Origin of the sequence: Kitasatospora sp. NPDC057015 (assembly GCF_042673745.1) — a bacterium.
GTDB lineage: Bacteria > Actinomycetota > Actinomycetes > Streptomycetales > Streptomycetaceae > Kitasatospora.
On record NZ_JBHUSG010000020.1, the window covers coordinates 1 to 15,106 of the forward strand.

At 74.8% G+C, this 15,106-nt stretch carries 18 protein-coding genes and 1 pseudogene; all 19 read right to left on the minus strand.

Features of this window, described 5'->3' with window-relative positions; genetic code table 11:
• Positions 1-66 precede the first annotated feature (66 nt).
• A complete protein-coding gene (locus ACFTWP_RS19945; RefSeq protein ID WP_380265924.1) occupies positions 67-858 on the minus strand; it encodes a hypothetical protein in 792 nt (263 codons plus the stop codon).
• Positions 855-1,235: a DUF317 domain-containing protein gene (locus tag ACFTWP_RS19950; RefSeq protein WP_380265925.1), complete on the minus strand. Its 381-nt coding sequence runs from the start codon at positions 1,233-1,235 to the stop codon at positions 855-857. The genes ACFTWP_RS19945 and ACFTWP_RS19950 overlap by 4 nt, the downstream gene beginning before the upstream one ends.
• Before the next feature lie 515 nt (positions 1,236-1,750).
• A complete protein-coding gene (locus ACFTWP_RS19955; protein ID WP_380265926.1) occupies positions 1,751-3,223 on the minus strand; it encodes a DUF317 domain-containing protein in 1,473 nt (490 codons plus the stop codon).
• A gap of 111 nt (positions 3,224-3,334) precedes the next feature.
• Positions 3,335-4,006, minus strand: a complete 672-nt coding sequence (locus tag ACFTWP_RS19960) for a hypothetical protein (protein ID WP_380265927.1) — start codon at positions 4,004-4,006, stop codon at positions 3,335-3,337.
• A gap of 703 nt (positions 4,007-4,709) precedes the next feature.
• A complete protein-coding gene (locus ACFTWP_RS19965; protein WP_380265928.1) occupies positions 4,710-5,195 on the minus strand; it encodes a hypothetical protein in 486 nt (161 codons plus the stop codon).
• A gap of 233 nt (positions 5,196-5,428) precedes the next feature.
• The gene (locus ACFTWP_RS19970) at positions 5,429-5,788 is read right to left on the minus strand and encodes a hypothetical protein (RefSeq protein WP_380265929.1); all 360 of its coding nucleotides are present in this window, start codon (positions 5,786-5,788) and stop codon (positions 5,429-5,431) included.
• Positions 5,785-7,290, minus strand: a complete 1,506-nt coding sequence (locus ACFTWP_RS19975; protein ID WP_380265930.1) for an HAD family hydrolase — start codon at positions 7,288-7,290, stop codon at positions 5,785-5,787. Before ACFTWP_RS19975 ends, ACFTWP_RS19970 begins: the two co-directional genes overlap by 4 nt.
• Complete coding sequence (locus tag ACFTWP_RS19980; protein ID WP_380265931.1) at positions 7,287-8,399, minus strand: MFS transporter; 1,113 nt, start codon at positions 8,397-8,399, stop codon at positions 7,287-7,289. Before ACFTWP_RS19980 ends, ACFTWP_RS19975 begins: the two co-directional genes overlap by 4 nt.
• Before the next feature lie 95 nt (positions 8,400-8,494).
• The gene (locus ACFTWP_RS19985; RefSeq protein ID WP_380265932.1) at positions 8,495-9,163 is read right to left on the minus strand and encodes a hypothetical protein; all 669 of its coding nucleotides are present in this window, start codon (positions 9,161-9,163) and stop codon (positions 8,495-8,497) included.
• On the minus strand, positions 9,160-10,029 hold the full coding sequence (locus ACFTWP_RS19990; RefSeq protein WP_380265933.1) for a hypothetical protein: 870 nt from the start codon (positions 10,027-10,029) through the stop codon (positions 9,160-9,162). The genes ACFTWP_RS19985 and ACFTWP_RS19990 overlap by 4 nt, the downstream gene beginning before the upstream one ends.
• Positions 10,030-10,039: 10 nt before the next feature.
• Positions 10,040-10,918 (minus strand): winged helix-turn-helix transcriptional regulator, encoded by an 879-nt coding sequence (locus ACFTWP_RS19995; protein WP_380265934.1) that lies wholly within the window; start codon positions 10,916-10,918, stop codon positions 10,040-10,042.
• Between the two features lie 67 nt (positions 10,919-10,985).
• Positions 10,986-11,354, minus strand: a complete 369-nt coding sequence (locus tag ACFTWP_RS20000; protein ID WP_380265935.1) for a hypothetical protein — start codon at positions 11,352-11,354, stop codon at positions 10,986-10,988.
• 20 nt (positions 11,355-11,374) lie between these two features.
• Positions 11,375-11,974 (minus strand): DUF4913 domain-containing protein, encoded by a 600-nt coding sequence (locus ACFTWP_RS20005; protein WP_380265936.1) that lies wholly within the window; start codon positions 11,972-11,974, stop codon positions 11,375-11,377.
• Between the two features lie 109 nt (positions 11,975-12,083).
• On the minus strand, positions 12,084-12,377 hold the full coding sequence (locus tag ACFTWP_RS20010; RefSeq protein WP_380266056.1) for a hypothetical protein: 294 nt from the start codon (positions 12,375-12,377) through the stop codon (positions 12,084-12,086).
• Entirely contained in the window at positions 12,356-12,667 is a 312-nt protein-coding gene (locus ACFTWP_RS20015) for a hypothetical protein (RefSeq protein ID WP_380266057.1), read from the minus strand. The genes ACFTWP_RS20010 and ACFTWP_RS20015 overlap by 22 nt, the downstream gene beginning before the upstream one ends.
• Positions 12,668-12,788: 121 nt before the next feature.
• Positions 12,789-13,310: pseudogene (locus tag ACFTWP_RS20020) on the minus strand (DNA cytosine methyltransferase); the annotation flags it as partial.
• On the minus strand, positions 13,307-13,654 hold the full coding sequence (locus tag ACFTWP_RS20025) for a hypothetical protein (RefSeq protein ID WP_380265937.1): 348 nt from the start codon (positions 13,652-13,654) through the stop codon (positions 13,307-13,309). The pseudogene ACFTWP_RS20020 and the gene ACFTWP_RS20025, both read right to left, overlap by 4 nt.
• Positions 13,655-13,957: 303 nt before the next feature.
• Positions 13,958-14,365, minus strand: coding sequence for a hypothetical protein (locus ACFTWP_RS20030; RefSeq protein WP_380265938.1), 408 nt, complete (start codon positions 14,363-14,365; stop codon positions 13,958-13,960).
• A gap of 172 nt (positions 14,366-14,537) precedes the next feature.
• Complete coding sequence (locus ACFTWP_RS20035; protein ID WP_380265939.1) at positions 14,538-15,092, minus strand: hypothetical protein; 555 nt, start codon at positions 15,090-15,092, stop codon at positions 14,538-14,540.
• Positions 15,093-15,106 lie beyond the last annotated feature (14 nt).

Below are 15,106 nucleotides of genomic sequence, written 5' to 3' on the forward strand. Positions count from 1 at the left end.
TGGACGAGCGGGGGCGGGCCGTGGGGCTTCTCGGGGATCGGGACCTCCGTGAGTGGCGGGTGGTGGTCAGCGGGAGCGCCGCTGCTGGGGAGGGGACTGGGAGAGCGACGAGGCTAGCGACTGGGGACCTGTCCGGGGCGGGCCGGCCGTGCTGCGGGTCAGGGCGGCCTCCCGGCGGTCCGCAGGTTCGACGGTGATCCGATGTGCGTGGTGGGCGGGGATCTCGTCGGGCTGGCGCAGCGCGTGGCCGCCGGCCAGGGCGGTCGCCATTGCGGTGATCAGGGCCGGGGGCGTCTGGAGCGACATGGTGACGTTCCAGGCGAGGTCGCTTGTTGTCTCCAGCATCGAGAAGCTCAGGGGCCGCCAGGGCTGTTCCGGGTGGTACAGCACAGCGGTCTCGCCTCCGGGGGAGCCGATGGCGGTGCGGCAGGAATCGTGCTCGACTGTCCAGTCGGCGTCCGACAGCAGCTCGAGCACGTCCGTGGGCGGCCGCTCGGACAGGACGCTGTCCGGGTCGGCGATGAGGAGTTCGGCGGCGCCCAGGACGAAGGCGGTGGTGAGTTCGTAGGGCGTCCGGGGGCTGAAGGCGGCCCACCACTGGTCCTTGTCCCCCGGGCTCCGGCGGGCGGCGAGCACCAGGGCATCGTTGAGCCGGCGGTTGCCGATCGTGCGGTCGCCGCGCTCCAGGGTCATCCGCAGGCACGGGCTGACCAGCAGCGTGCGCGTCCCCGGGGCGGCGAGGGAGAACCAGCTGTGGTCCTCGGCGAAGCGGGCCGCCAGGTCGAACGGCGGCGTCCCGGGGCCGGCGAGTGCGAGCGGGCGGACGGTGACCAGCTCGGGTCGGGGTTCGTCGCTCATCGGGACCTGCCCGACGGCTCCGCCTCGGCGGCGACGCGCGCCGCGTCCGCCGACGGGGTGGTGGACCCGGTGGCTGCGGCAACCGGTGCGGGGACGGGGGTGGTGCTGCGACTGCGAGCGGCCTGTGCCGCGGGCGAGAGCTGCTCGCCGGTGTCCGGGACGAACGCGTTGATGGTGAAGAGCTTGGCGGAGAAGGTCAGCTCCCGGACGGCTGAGGTGCGCAGCAGCGGTTCGGGGGAGGCGAGTTCGCGGGTGAAGGCCGCGAGGACGCGGGAGGGGGTGCCGGCGGTGACGTGGGCTTCCCAGTAGCTGTTCGGGCCGTAGGAGGCGATGGTGGCGGCGGGTTTTCCGCGTAGCTCGTGCAGGGCGGAGGGCACGGTGACGTGGGCGTTGGCGTAGCGGTCGGGCGGGCGGAAGGTGACGGCTCCCCGGGGGGTGATGTCGTCCAGCCGGCCCGGGCGAGGGGGAGCAGTCCGAGGGCGAGGATGCCGCGGACGAACGGCTCGCGGGGGTCGGGGGCTTCGGCGAGTACGGCTTCCGCTTCGGCGATGGTGGCGGCGAGGATCTCCGGGGGGAGGGCCGCCTGGACGGTGAGGCTCCAGGCGACTTCGGCGCCCCGGTGCTGGGCACCCCACAGCGTCCACTCGTGTCGGGCGTTGTCCGGCCGGTGGAGGCCGAGGCGCCCGCAGTGCCGGGTGAGCCGGTCCTCGCTCTGGCGCCATCCGCGGTCGAGGAGGAACTGCGCGATGAGCTGCTCGGCGCCGGGCCCCGGGCCGACGACGTGCCGGGGGCCGACGGTCACCATGTCGGGCGGTTCGAACCAGTCCTGGCGCTCGATCAGATCACGGAGCAGGTCGGGCATGGAGGTCTCCGAAGGCAGGGGAAGGGGCGGTCAGCGGGCGCGCCGGGGCCGCGGGTCGAGAAGGCCGGAGGGTCTGTGGTCCTCGGCGGCGCGGGGTGCGGTGACGACGGTGGTGGCCGGGCTGCGGCTGCGTGATGCCCGGGCGGCCGGCGAGAGCGGGGCGTCGGCCGCCTCCAGGCGGACGGTGCCGAGGAACTGGGCCGGGACCCGGTCGACGCTGCGGGTGACGGGGGCCGGGTCGACGACGGCTGCGGAGAGTGCGCGGACGAGGTGCAAGGGAGTGTGGGGCGACACGGCTGCGCGCCAGCGGTGGCCGGGTGCTCCGGTGACGTCGACGGAGGCACCCCAGTGGGCGGTCCGCGTGCAGGCGTCGGCGGTCGTCGTGCCGGGGGTGAGCAGGCCGTGGGTGATCCGGGCGGTGGCGTGGCCGTCCGGCGAGACGAGGTGCAGGTCGGCGCCGTCGGTGTGGGTGACCCATCCGGCGGCGGTGAGCGGCTCGACGGCGTCGCCGATGCTCATGCCGGGCCCGGGGGTAAACGTGGCCCGGGTGCCGAGGTCGATGTCGGCGGCCACCGAGTCGGTGAGGCTGTCCAGCCAGGCACCGGTGATCTCGGGCGGCACGTCGCGGGTGAACTCGGCGCTCCAGCCGAGCCGGTGCTCGGGACCGGACGGCCCCGCGGTCACCAGCACGCCCAGGTCCGGCCCGGCCTCGACCCGCACCCGACCGCAGGAACTCTCCGCCCGGCCGCGCCTGGTCCGGTGCCACAGCGCCGAGACGTTCGCCAGCGGCGGTGCGGCGGGCTCGGCCGAGCCGGCCAGGTGGCGGGGCGAGACGAGCGCGCGGTGCACGGGCCGCGACGGCACCGCTTCGACCAGGATCCGCTCCCGATGCGTGGTGGGCAGGTCGTCGAGCGGCCGGACGGCGGGGCGCAGCAGGGTGGCGGCGGCGGCCTGGAGGAGGACAGCGGGGGTGCGGGAGCTGAAGGTGATGCTCCAGGTGCCGTGTTCGGCTGCGCCGGTCAGCACGGTGGGAGCGTCGTCGGAGGCGAGGGGTCGGGTGAGGGCGGCGAGACGGTCGGGGGCGAGCAGGACCTCGTGGCCGTCGCGCTGCTGGAAGGCCCAGCCGGCGTGGTGCAGCACGCCGAGGGCGGCGTCCTGGCTGGGCACCGGGTAGAGGAGTTGCAGCGGCGCGTGTTCCAGGCCGTGGGCGAGGGTGTAGAGGAAGGCGGCGGCGATCTCGGACGGCGCGTGGTCGTCGAAGGCCGCAGTCCAGCGGGAGCGGGGCCGGTGGTGTTCGGGTGCGGTGACCTCCCAGCGGGCCGGGGCCGCCCGCCAGGCCAGGTGGGCCTGCCGGTCAGGGCTGACGAGCAGGATCTCCTCGCCGGCGCCCGGTGGGGTGCTCCAGCCGAAGTAGGTGACGAGGTTCTGTGCGAAGTCGGAGGTGCCGCGGCCGGCCAGGTGCAGCGGGCGGACGAGGACGTGGTCGGCGGGGGCAGTGGGCAACACGGGGTCTCTCTGGTGGACGGCCTGGCGGGTCAACGCCCAGGCGCGGACGTGCGGGAGCTGAACGCAGACGGCTGTGTCGGCGGGGCGAGGGGGTGGTCGTGGTTCCGGTCAGCGGGCGCGGGTGCGGTCGGTGACCGGCGGCGGTGCGGCGGGTGTGGCGCCCACGACGGTGCCGGTCCCGGTGCCGCCCTGGGTTTGCTGGCGGGCGGCTGCCGCCTGGGCGCTGGGCGACGGGGCTACCTGCGGGAGGGGAGCGCTCGGGTCCTCGGCCCACGTGCGGGCGGTCTCGATGCTGGTGAAGTGGCCCTCGCGCAGGGTGTAGGTGTCGGCGTCGACCTGATGCTGTTCGTGGAAGACCCGTACCGGCCGGGCAGAGGTGTCGTTGTGGGTGTCGGTGGCGATGACCCAGGTGTCGTACGGCACATCGGCATAGGTGTAGTGGTCGTGGATGGCGTAGCGGTCCGGCTCGGCCTCGCGCAGCAGGCGCTCCACGCGCGTCGTTTCCTGGTCGGCCGCGGTGACGGGGGTGCGGTCGGTGAAGCGGTCCGGGGTGGCGCCGCGCCCGACGAGCCACTGCTGGGCCATCGCGACGAGCGGGTACCGGGCGAAGGCGATCTCGAACACGCCCTCGGCGAGGTCGCGTTCGACGTGCACGGCCAGGACGGACGACAGACCCGGAACGTCGTTCCACATGTGCGCAGTGTCGAACAGCACGTGGAAGCTGCTGATGAGAGCGGTGGTGTGCGGGTTGTCCGTGTGCTGGTCGGACAGCGGCAGCAACTCGTCGGCGATGACGGCCAGGTAGTCGGCGGCGTGTTCGCTGGACGAGCCGTCCGGCTCCAGCGAGCTGATGCCGAAGTCGACTGTTGCACGAATGGGTTGGTGAGGGATGGTGGGTGTCTCCGTTGGTCGGGTCAGCGCCGTCGGGCGGGACTTCTGGCCTGCTTGGTGGCGGCGCTGGGCACCACTTCGAGGGGGATCGGGCCGGTCCGCTGGCCGCTTGGGCGGCGAGCCAGGCCCGGCCTTCGGCGGCGCCGACGGCCCGGTGGAGGCGCACGGTGAAGGTGCCGGCCTTCTGGTCGCGGGAGACGCGGGCCGCCAGGACCGTCGAGGGGCCGGTGCCCAGGTAGCTGCTCGCGGCGAGGCCCATTTCGTGCTCGGCGTCGAACACCAGCTGGCAGTGGAGGAGGACCTGGGCGCCGACGGCGTCGTCCGCGGTGGCGGGCTCCAGCCCCGCCAGTCCGAAGTCGGTGCCGGGTTCGGGCTCGGTCATCGGCGGGGCAACTTGGGGGCGGGCGCCCCGCTGGTCGGCGCGGTGCACGCGGGGACCGCCGCGTCGGCGGCGGCCCGATCCCGGCCGCGGGCGGTGGAGGCAGCTGCCCGGCCGGAAGGGAAGTGGGCGCGGTGCCAGTCGCCGAGCGCGTCGTACACGCCGCCCAGGCGACTGAGCCCGACGATCGCGCCATAGGCGTCGTCGGTAGCTCTACCGTTTGCGTCGGCAGGCCCGAGCGGCAGGCCCGAGCGGCAGGTGAGCGGCAAGTTCCGTGGCGTCGGCGGCGTGGAGAGCGGCGGCAAGCGCCTGGCGGAAAGCCGGGCCGTCCCGCAGCTGGCGGGCCGCCGCGAAGGTGGAGGGGGCGGCGGCGAGATGCACGACCCGCTCGACGGTGATCGCGACGTTCTCAGGCCGCCGGTCTGGGCCGAGGCCGACGCCGAGGGAGCGGGCGGCCAGGACAGCAGAGGTCCAGACCGGCCATAGTTCGCGGCGGGCGTTGGTGCCGGCCTGCCGCTCGATGTCGTAGCTGCCCGTGTGGGCGAGAAGCCGGGCGCCCTGCAGACGGCGAAGGTGCTCCCGGACCGTGTCCTGCGGGATGTCCTCGATCGCGGGTCCGCCGTTCGGCCGGGCCTCGGGGTGCATCTCGTAGTAGCTGGAAGCGAGCAGGACCCGGATGGTGCCGGGCGGCGCCAGCATCTGCAGGGCGTGCTCGATGTGTGGGTCGGGTGTCGTAGTCAGGATGGGTTCCAGGGGTCGGGCCGGTGGCGGGATCAGCGGCCGCGTGCCGCGGGAGCAGTGGCGGGCGGACCCGTCGCCGTTTTCGCTGCCGGAGTAGAGGTGGTCGACGTAGCGACCGTGCGTGACAGCGCGGCCTGACGCCGCACCGTCTCGGCGGGGTGCTCGGCGGCCTGCCGGTACACGTGGATGGCCTAGCCGAGCTGTTCGACGGCGAGGTCGTAGCGGGCGGCGAGCGTCTCGATGTCACTGCCGAGGGTGCGCAGCACGCCCCAGGACTGGATGTCCCGGTGGTCACCGTCGCGGGTCCGGGCCAGGCGCCGGATCACGTGGTCGGCGGTGCGGCGCAGCTGTTCGTCGAAGTCGTCGACGCGCTGCGCCTGGCGGGAGAGCAGCCGGGCGAGGGTGCGCAGTTCACCCGGTTCAAGGTGGCGGTCGGCCAGGCCGTAGGTGTCGAGGCCGAGGCGTTCCAGGACGAGGAGACGTCCGGCGAAGGCGGGCGCGCCGTTGACCTGGCGCGCGGGTGCGGGGCCGGTGGCGGGGCCGTTGGTCATCGCTGTCCCGCGGTGGTGCGGGGCGGGTGGATGCTGACTGCCGCCGGCGGCTCGGAGACCGCCGGTGGCGTGCGGGGGGAGGACGCCTTCCCTGCCGGGGGGATGCCGGGGAGGGAGGCGTGCACGCGGGCGCCGGCGGCGGTGAGCCGGAGTTTCTGCCCGACGTACAGGCTTGTGCTGGTGTCGCGGTCGATGAGCTTGCGCTCGATCAGGGAGTTCACCGACGCGGTGCTGACCTGCACGCCCAGTGCGTAGATCTTCAGGCCGTTGTGGATGCTGCCCTCGTGGACGGTGACCCGGCCGCGGGCGACGGCGTCCAGGACCCGCTGCTGGGCGGAGCTGAGCTTCGTCGTCCGGGGCGGCGGCTCGGTGCCGCGGTGCTCGCTCGCGGTTTGCTCGGCCGTCGGGCCGACGGAGGCTGAGGCGGGGGCGGCGGCGAGGATCTTGTGCAGTTGGGTGAGGCCGTCCAGGTGTTGGTAGAGCTCTGCGCGGCGGGCGACGAGGAGGTCCAGCGACTGGGCGCTGCTGCCGAGCAGGCCGTGGGTCTGGGGCAGGTCGACGTCGTCGCCGGCGATGACGCGTTGCATGTCGCGCCGGATGCTGGTGGCCAGGGTGACGAGGCTCTGCTGGACGTGGTCCAGGCGCCGGGCGGTGCGGTGGACTTCGTCGGTGAGGCGCCCGAGCGGGGTGTCCTCGTCGTCGTGCCAGCCGGCGAGCACGCTGAGGCGTTCGACGCCGAGGGTCCGAAGGACCAGGGCGGTGCCGACCTTGGTCGGGTCCGCGGTCGGTCGGGCGACCGCCGGTGCGGGCGGCTGGGTCACGGGCGCGCTCCCACGCGTTCGGCGACGGCGGCGAGTCCGGCCTCGACGGCCTCCTCCAGGCTGCCGACGAGCGGTGCTCCGGCGGTCGCCAGGCGCCCGGGGCTGTGCAGGCCGCCGGTGTGCAGGACCGGGACGGCGCCGACCGCGCGCGGCGGTGGCGTCGTCGACACTGTCACCGATCACGATCACGGTGGCGGGGTCGATGCCAGGGCCGAGCGCGTGCAGGTGCGCGGCGAGCGCCGGCGCCTTGCTCGTGACCGACGGCCCGATCCGGCCGTCGACCCGCTCCATCAGGCCGGTGATGCCGACATGGCGGACCTCGTGCATCAGCTGCTCGTGCGGGGCGAGGGACAGCAGGGACTGGCCGACGCCCCGGGCCCGCAGGCCCATCATCAGCTGCCGGACACCCGAGCGCAGTCGGACCGGACGCTGGTGGAGGACGGACAGGAAGGCGGCGTCGTTGTCGCGCCACTCCTTGTTGCTGATCTCCCGGCCGAGGAGCTGGTCGTAGAAGGAGCGGATCGGGACGCGGTGCAGGGCGCGGTAGGTGTCCACGGTGACCGGGGTGCCGCCGAGGGCGGGGAGGGTGGCGTTGAGTGCGGCGACGTGGTCGTCGAGGTCATCGCGGACGGTTCCGTTCCAGTCCCAGACGACGCGGGCGGTGGTGGCGGGGTTGGTCAAGCGGTCTTCTCCGGGGGTGTGTTGGCGGGGGTGAGCAGGTCACGGCGCGCGAGCAGGACGAGGGCGGTGACGGCGGCGGAGACGGCGGGCAGGGCGGCGACGGCACCGGTGCCGAGGGAGGCGAGGGGGCCTGCCGCGGCTGATCCGAAGGCCTGGCCGGCGCCGATGACGGCGATCAGCCAGGCGCCGGCCTCGGTGGCGGTGCCGGGCGGGGTGAGCCGGTCGGTGAGGATGAACGAGCAGACCAGCAGGGGGGCCAGGAAGAGGCCGGGCAGGAAGCTGGTGGCGAGCGCGAGCGGCGCGGAGGTGACGTGCCCCAGAGGGATGAAGGCGAGCGCGTAGCAGGTGGTGGCGAAGAGGAGTTGGGTCGCCAGCGGTGCCGGCCAGCGGGCGCGGGCGTAGGCGATTCCGCCGACCACGCTGCCGAGCGAGTAGGCCGCGGGCACCAGCCCGGCGAGCCACCCGCTGTGGTGCAGGTCGCCCAGGGTGATGGCCAATACGTTGAAGGCGCCCAGGCTGACACCGAGGAAGAACAGGGAGGACAGCAGCAGGAGAAGACCGCGCGAGCGCAGCGGGCCCATCCAGTGCACCTGGCGGTGGACGGCCGTGCGCCAGCGGGCCGGGGCGGTAGTGACGACGACGAGGCAGCCGACGGCGCCGACCACCGCGCTGCCCGCCATCGCAACGGACGGGGACAGCAGTTGGGAGAGTGCGGTGGCCGCGAGCGGGCCGACCACGAACACCATCTGCTGGCTGATGCTGTCGAGGGCGAAGGCGGCGCGCTGCTCGTCGGGGTCCGGGAGCAGGCGGGGCCACATTGCTCTGAGGCCGGACTCCAGCGGAGGCGTGAAGGCGCCGGCGACCACGGCGAGGACGGCGGCGGTGAATGGGTGGGTGCTGCAGCCGAGCACCGCGAGCGCGGCGAAGGCGGCGGTGGCGACGGCGGCAGAGGCGGCGGCGACCGGGGCGAGGCAGGTGCGGTCCACCAGGCGGCCGAGCAGCGGCTGGCCGATGGCGCTGGCCACGGCGTACAGGGCGGCTAGGGCGCCGCCGAAGGCGATCGGCCCGCCTTCCGCCCGCACGGTGAGCAGCAGGGTGATGGGTGCCATCGCGGTGGGCAGGCGGCCGGTGAGGGTACCGGCGAGCAGCGGGGTGAGGTGGGGGGCGGCGAGGACACCGCGCAGGCCGGCAGGGCGTGGAGAGGTCAGGTGGCCTGCTCCGTATGCAGGAGCCGCATCAGGCGGGTCAGGCGCTCACTGCCGAGGCTGTAGCCGGCGGCGCGGACGGCGGACTCGACGACGGAACGGCTGGCGCGGCCGTGCGCGGCGACGGCCGGGCGTGCCACGGAGAGGAGCTGGCCCATGGTGGCGCCCGGCGGGCGACCGGTGCGCGCGCGCTGTGGCTGAGCGGGACGCGACTGGGGCTCCTGCTCCGTGCGCAACAGGCCGGCTGCGGCGCCCAGGTGGGCGGAGGCACTGGTGAGCAGGGCGGCGCCGCGCAGGCGGGCGCCCTGGACGAGGGCGGCGGCGTCGGTGACGTCGCCGCCGGAGGGGAGCTGATCGAGCACGGTGGCCATGGAGCCGCTCGCGGACAGCAGGCAGGACAGGGCCTCGCGGATGCGGGCGAGGGAACGCAGCCGGGGCGCGGTGACGGGATCCGCGAGGTCGACGATGGCTGCGGCCGAGGTGGTGGCACAGGCCAGGTGCACCAGTGTGCTCAGCAGGTGACGGCTGAGCAGCCGGGCGGGGTCGGGGGAGTGGAGCGGCAGGTCGAGGGACCGGGCGAGGGCCTGGACCTGCTCGCTCTCCTCCACCAGGCCAGCGACGAGGTCGCCTGCCCGGGCCCGAATGCCGATAGTGGGGGCGGGTGTCAACGGGGCCTCCGAGCAGGATGGTTGGCGGCGGGTGCCGGCGAGCTGAGGATCGGTGTGCCGGGCGGCGCGGCGCTTGCGGCGGCTGGCGGGCCGGTGGAGGTGCGCACGGCCGCGCCCGCGCGGGTGGCTTCCGGCGTGACGTCGAGGTGGTCGTACAGGCCGACGGGGACCTCGCGCAGACGGCGCCGTGCGGGGGCGGGGCTGGCGAGTGAGGCGAGCAGCGACTCCACCAGCAGGTCCGGGCAGGCGGCGCCGCCGAGTTCGGCGTCCCAGTAGTCGCCGCCCGCGCCCGCGAGGATGCGCAGGCTCGCTTCCCCGGTGTCCTGGTCCGGCCCCCACCGCAGTTCGGCCAACCCGTCGGGGGCGGTGGCCAGCACGGCGGCGTCCCGGCGCCGGGCCCCGTCCCACCCGGCCTCCGCCAGGCCCGCCAGCGCGGCGCCGAGGTCGGCCGTTCCGGGCCCTTCCTCGGCGTACTCGACCAGTGCCGCGGCGGCGTGGGCGAGGACCTCGTCCGGCGTCCGCGAACTGAGCCGCGCCTGCCAGGACGGGCCGCCGGCCACCAGGGCGTCCACGGTGCGGGCCGTGTCGGGCGCGCCGAGGAGTACCACGGTCGAGCGGTGGCGGAACTCTGTTCCGTCGGCGACGCGGCTGGGCGTCCACCCGGCCGCCCGCAGGATCCGGGCGGCCGGCACGGCGGAGCGGGCCGTGGGCGGAGCGAGGTAGGCGGGACGGACTGCCACGAACGTGTCGGCGAGAGCGGCCGGCACGCCGGCCAGCAGTCCCGGGTCAAGGCCCGGCGCCGCCTCGACGGCGGCGCGGGTGAGGGGACCGGGCAGGGAGGCCAGGGCGGCGGAGAGGGGATCCATGACGGGGTTCCTAGCGGTGGCGCGCGGGCGCGGAGGCGGCGAGCGGGGCGGGCTGCGCGGGCGCCTGGTGGCTGAAGGCGAGGGCGGCGGCGCTTGAGCGCACGGCCGCGGCCTGGGAGCGGGAGGCTGCCTGCTGGGCCGGGGAGGGTTGCGCGGTGGGCGCGGCGGCCGGCGGCGGGGTGACGGGAGAGGTCGCCGTGGCGGTCTCGATGCGGTGCGCTGCCGGTGCCTGCGGGTGGGCGGCAGGGTCCTTCACGTGGTGCTCGGCCCAGCGGGCGAGGGCCTCCAGCGGTTCGACCAGGGCCCGGCCGGCAGGGGTGAGGCTGTATATGTAGTTGCGGAACTCCCCTTCCCGCTCCACCAGCCCGGCCTCCTCCATCTGGGCGAGGCGCTGGTAGAGGGCGGAGGCGTGCGGGCCGTCGGCGGGCAGGATCAGGTCCTGGACCTCCGACGGGTACACGCTCTCGCTCTCGGCGGCCAGCGCCCACACGGTGGCGACGGTGTGGGCGCGGTTGAGTGAGGCGATGGCCTGCTCGGTGTAGGCGCCCATACCGGTCCCGGTCTCCGGGACGCCCTGGTAGGTGGAGGCCCAGCGGGTGAACGGTGCCTGCAGGCGCAGGGCCTGGCGGCCGGCCGCGGTCATCGACACGACGCTGGCCCGCCCGGACCGGGCGCGGGAGATGAGCCCCGCCCCCTCCATCGCGGCGAGCCGGGAGGTGAGCCTGGAGCCCATCCACGGCATCGCGTCGGCGAACCCGTAGGTCGGCAGCTCACCGCCGTTGCGGTCCAGCGTCCGCAGCACCGAGATGGTGTTCGGCGGGCTGAGAACGGACAGGGCCTGCTGCACCTGCGGGGCCTGGGCGGTGTCGCGCACGACGGAGGTAGTCATGATGGAGAAGTCCTTCGCGATGGTGGAGCGGATGGTGGGAAGTGCCTGCGGGCCGGCCGACGGCAGGTCAGGAGGATCGCGGCGCCCTGGCGGTGAGCAACTGCAGGCGGCGGGCGGCGATGTTGTAGACCTCGTGCCCGCGGCGCGCCCCGGCGGCGATCAGGTAGATCTCGCCGGTGTGCGGCGACAGGGGCCGGGCAAGGCGTTCCTGGTAGACCAGGCGCCACCGCTTGTCCGCATCGAGGCAGACCTTGCGGCAGCCGCTCAGGTCCCACAGCCCGCGTCGCTCCAGGTCCGCCCCGCGCACTTGCGCCCGCACGAGGTGGCGCAGGTGGGTGACGGCGGCCTGGTGGACGGCGGGCGGCAGGCGGTCGAGGTCGGCGAGCGCGTCCGGGTGGGCGTCGAAGCCGAGGAGCACGGCGGTGGGGGCGGTCACTGGCGGGCTCCTTCGGCAGGTCAGGCGGTGCTGAGCGAGGCGGGGTCGGTGAACGGGGGGTGGGGGAGCAGGCGGTGGTGCGGGTGGTCGGGGTTGGTGGTGCAGGCACCGAACGGGCCGTCGGGGGAGCGGAGTTTGAGCAGCAGCGGCTCCAGGTGGTCGCGCTGCCACACGCTCGGGCCGGTCGCCCCCGAGCGGGAGTCGGTCAGCTCCTGCCAGGCCAGCCAGCAGTGGTGGATCCGGGCGAGCGCCTCGTCGTGCCGCGGCCACCATGTGCACCAGGGCCACCCCGAGGTGATCTCCGCTCCGTACGCGCCCAGCAGGATGTGGTCCACCCAGGGCGTCATCGTGCGGATCTCCTCGGCGAGCGCGTCGTCGTCGAAGGCGAGGATCGTCAGCGACGCACCGGCCTCGCCGCCGTCGCCGTCTGCGCCGGTTACCTCGGGATCCGGGGGGTGCGGATCCTCCTCGTCGTCGTAGTCCTGGGCGAGCCGGTCGGCCACGATGGCGAGCGAGTCCCGCTCCGCCTGGAGCGCGGCGAGCGTGGCCCGCCACTCGGCCAGGGTCTCCGCCGTGACCGCCGAACCACTCGGAGGATCGTCGGGATTGGAAGGGGGCAAGGGCAACTCCGGAAGTCGGGGAAAGCGGGGCGACGTGCAGAACTCTGCCGGGCGCCCATGTCCTTGCCCGGGAGATATCGGGTGGTGTATGGGGGGTTAATTCTCGCGGTCAAGGAATTCGATGGTTTCCGCACAGGGGAATTCCGGGCGTCAGCAACGCCAGTGCGGCAGAGGCCTGTTGGGGGACGACGCCGTTTCCGAGTGCGGTGAGCTGGGCGGATCTGGAAAGTCCTGTGATCTGCGTCACCCAGCCTTTTTCGAGGCCCATGACCCATTCCACGAAAGCCGGTGAAAGGCGTCCCCGGAAATCCACGGGGTCCGGGGCGGGGCGCGTTTCGCGTTCCCAGCGGGCGATGGCCGGCCCGTACTCGCCCCAGCGGCTCAGGCCGTCGGCTGCGGCCACATCGGCAGGGGGTCCTGCGGGATCACCGGAGTGGCGGCGGCGGGCTTGCGCCGGCGGCCGGAGGGCCCGGGCGTCAGGCGGGCCGCCGCGCTCGGCAGCGTCAGGTCGCCCCTGCTGCCGCGCTGGTTCGGGCCGCCCTTCGTCCCGTCCGTCGCGCGAGGGGTCGGCAGCAGGTGCTCCACCAGGTCCGACAAATTCGGTCCGTGGCCGCCCTCCTTGCGCCGGTCCGGGTGCTGGGAGCCCCCGATGGACCCCAGGTTGGAGGTCGGGGTGAGCAGCAGTGTGACCACATGCCCGAGGTCCTCCCGTCCGGCGTCCGGGCCCTTGTGGTCCCGCGCCCGGGGTGTCGGCAGGCCAGGCGGTGAGGAAAACACGTTCGCGTCGGTGGGGTGCTCCGACGTCGGAGGCTCGTAGCACCTGCCAGCGTGCATCGAACCTCGCGAGGGCCAGGTCGCCGAGTACGGCACCGAGTGCCCGCAGATGATGTTCATCTCCGGTGTCTCCCAGACACCACGGGCACCGCTCCACGTCGCCATGGGCTGACGAGCGGGCGGGGGTGGAGAGCAGGCCGCGGACATTTTCCAGAACCACCAAGCAGGGTCGCAGAGTTGAGATGGCACGGGCGATGGTGTGCCACAGGCCCGAGCGGGTGCCCTCGGCGAGACCGGCCCGGTTGCCGGCCACCGAGACGTCGGTGCACGGGAACCCGGCGGTGAGGACGCAGACGGGCTCGACGGCGGAGAAGTCCACCTCGGTGATATCGCCCAAATTCGCCACACCGGGCCAGTGATGCTCAAGAATGGCCACGGCACCAGGGGCCGGGTCGGCGTGCCAGGCGACGGTGCCGCCGAGGACGGACTGCACACCGAGATCGAGGCCGCCGTAGCCGCTGCAGAGGCTGCCGATGCGTATGCCGGCCGGGTGCCCGGTCACCGCGCCCGTCCGCTCGCCGCCGCCGCAGCGGCTGTCACGTCCGGCGGCCGGACGCCGGTCGACAGGACCATGGGCGGGCGGGGCCGGGAGCGGGCGGCGCTGGTGGCCTTGGCCCCGGCGGGACGGGAGTTGAGGTCACGCAGGACCTTCGGCTCCGGACCGTGGAGGGCGCGCGAGACGACGCTCAGCGCCCGGGACGCCTCCAGCAGTGCGGCGGCGCAGTCCGTCAGCGCGGCGCGGAACGTCGACAGCTCCTGCGCCGTGGCCGGCTCCGCCCGTCCCTCCAGCTGGACGGCGCTCACCAGGGCCGGGGCGGCGAACAGGTTCGCCCGGGCGGTCAGCACGGCCGCCCAGGCGAAGGCCGCGGTCGCGCGGGCGTGGGCGAGGCTCTCGTCGGGCTGTCCGGGGTCGGGCGCGCCGGGGCCGGTCCGGGCCTCGCCGACGACGTGGGCGTGGGATTCCGCGAGGCCGGCCAGCAGGTCGCTGACGGCGTCGACGCGGGCGATGCCGGGGCTCCGGGCGAGGGAGGTGACCTGGTGACCGCGAGTGCGAAGCTCGGCGGCGGTGCTGGTCAGGCACTCGGCCTGCTGGGGAACGGAGAGGTACAGGAGGTGCTCCGGGGTGGGGGAGGGGTCGTTCGCGGCCGGTCAGCGGCGTGTCGTCGGCGGCGTGGCCCCGGGCGGCGCCGGGGGCAGGTCCATGGCGGTGGTCTTGCGGAAGGGCAGCCGCAGTGCGGTGCGCGGCCGGGCGGCGCCTTGGCGCTCCGTCCGGCCGGGCTCGGCGGCCGGGCGGCGGGTGCGGCCGGTGCGGGGCGGCTGGATGTGCTGGCGAAGGTGGCGCGACGCCGACGTCAGGGACCTGGCGGCGTCCTGGTACAGCCACTGGACGTGCGGCAGGGTGATCTGCGTCGGCGGCTGCTCCCGCCCGGCGAGGACGACTTCCAGGGCCTCGCCCACGCAGTGGTCGGCGAGGGCCGAGCGGGTGTAGGCGCGGGCGGCGGCCCGCGCGGCGCGGCGGGCTCCGGTGGCCTCGTCCGGGGCGGCGAAGGGGTCCATCGCGGCGGTGGAGGCGTGCAGCAGCGCGGTGCGCAGTCCCTGGAGGGAGGCCAGCTGCGCGGCGACGAGGTGAAGGGGTGGTAGCGGACCGATGGTGGGGATGGCCGGCCAGGAGGCGGCGGTGTCGTCCGCGAGGTCGGCCAGCGCCAGCAGGTCGGGACGGTGGGGAAGTTCAGGCAGGGGACACTCCGGGGGTCAGCGGTTGCGGCGCAGTGGGATGACGGGAGCGGTGGGGGGCGGCGGTGTCGTGGCGGGCGTCCGCGGTTGCGGGTTGGACGCTGACGACGCGGGAGCGGCCGAGCGCGGCAGTCGTCTGGGGACCGCGGTGGCGGGTGAGGTCGGCGACCGCGGCGGCGGGATGCGGGGTGAGCCGGTCGGCGGTGGCGGTCAGCTCGTGCGCCGCGGTCGTGAGGAGGTCGCGCGCGACGACGTGGGCGTGGCGGACCTCGGGCAGTGCGCTGCCGGGCGGGGCGGTGAGGAGGCGGTGCGCGGATTCGGCGACGAAGGCCAGCGCCTGGGCGGCGTGGGAGGCGGCGGCGGCGAACGCGGCGAGTACGGCCCGGTCGGCGGCGGGGTCCGCGGTGCGGAACAGGACCTCGTCGCTGGCGTCGGCGGCGATGGCCACCAGGTGGGTCATGGGCCACGCCGTCTCCGCCGGGTGGCTGGCCGCCGCGGGCAGCAGCGTGCGGCTCACGGCCTCCAGCCGGACGGCCAGGGAGCGCATCACCGCCGAGGTGTCGG

Bases quoted from the DNA above. Each gene is read 5' to 3' on its own strand.
- ACFTWP_RS19965 (WP_380265928.1), bottom strand. From the start codon at position 5,195: ATGCTGGCGCCGCCCGGCACCATCCGGGTCCTGCTCGCTTCCAGCTAC.
- ACFTWP_RS19980 (WP_380265931.1), bottom strand. From the start codon at position 8,399: ATGGCACCCATCACCCTGCTGCTCACCGTGCGGGCGGAAGGCGGGCCG.
- ACFTWP_RS19990 (WP_380265933.1), bottom strand. From the start codon at position 10,029: ATGGATCCCCTCTCCGCCGCCCTGGCCTCCCTGCCCGGTCCCCTCACC.
- ACFTWP_RS19945 (WP_380265924.1), bottom strand. From the start codon at position 858: ATGAGCGACGAACCCCGACCCGAGCTGGTCACCGTCCGCCCGCTCGCA.
- ACFTWP_RS19995 (WP_380265934.1), bottom strand. From the start codon at position 10,918: ATGACTACCTCCGTCGTGCGCGACACCGCCCAGGCCCCGCAGGTGCAG.
- ACFTWP_RS20030 (WP_380265938.1), bottom strand. From the start codon at position 14,365: ATGGACCCCTTCGCCGCCCCGGACGAGGCCACCGGAGCCCGCCGCGCC.
- ACFTWP_RS19970 (WP_380265929.1), bottom strand. From the start codon at position 5,788: ATGACCAACGGCCCCGCCACCGGCCCCGCACCCGCGCGCCAGGTCAAC.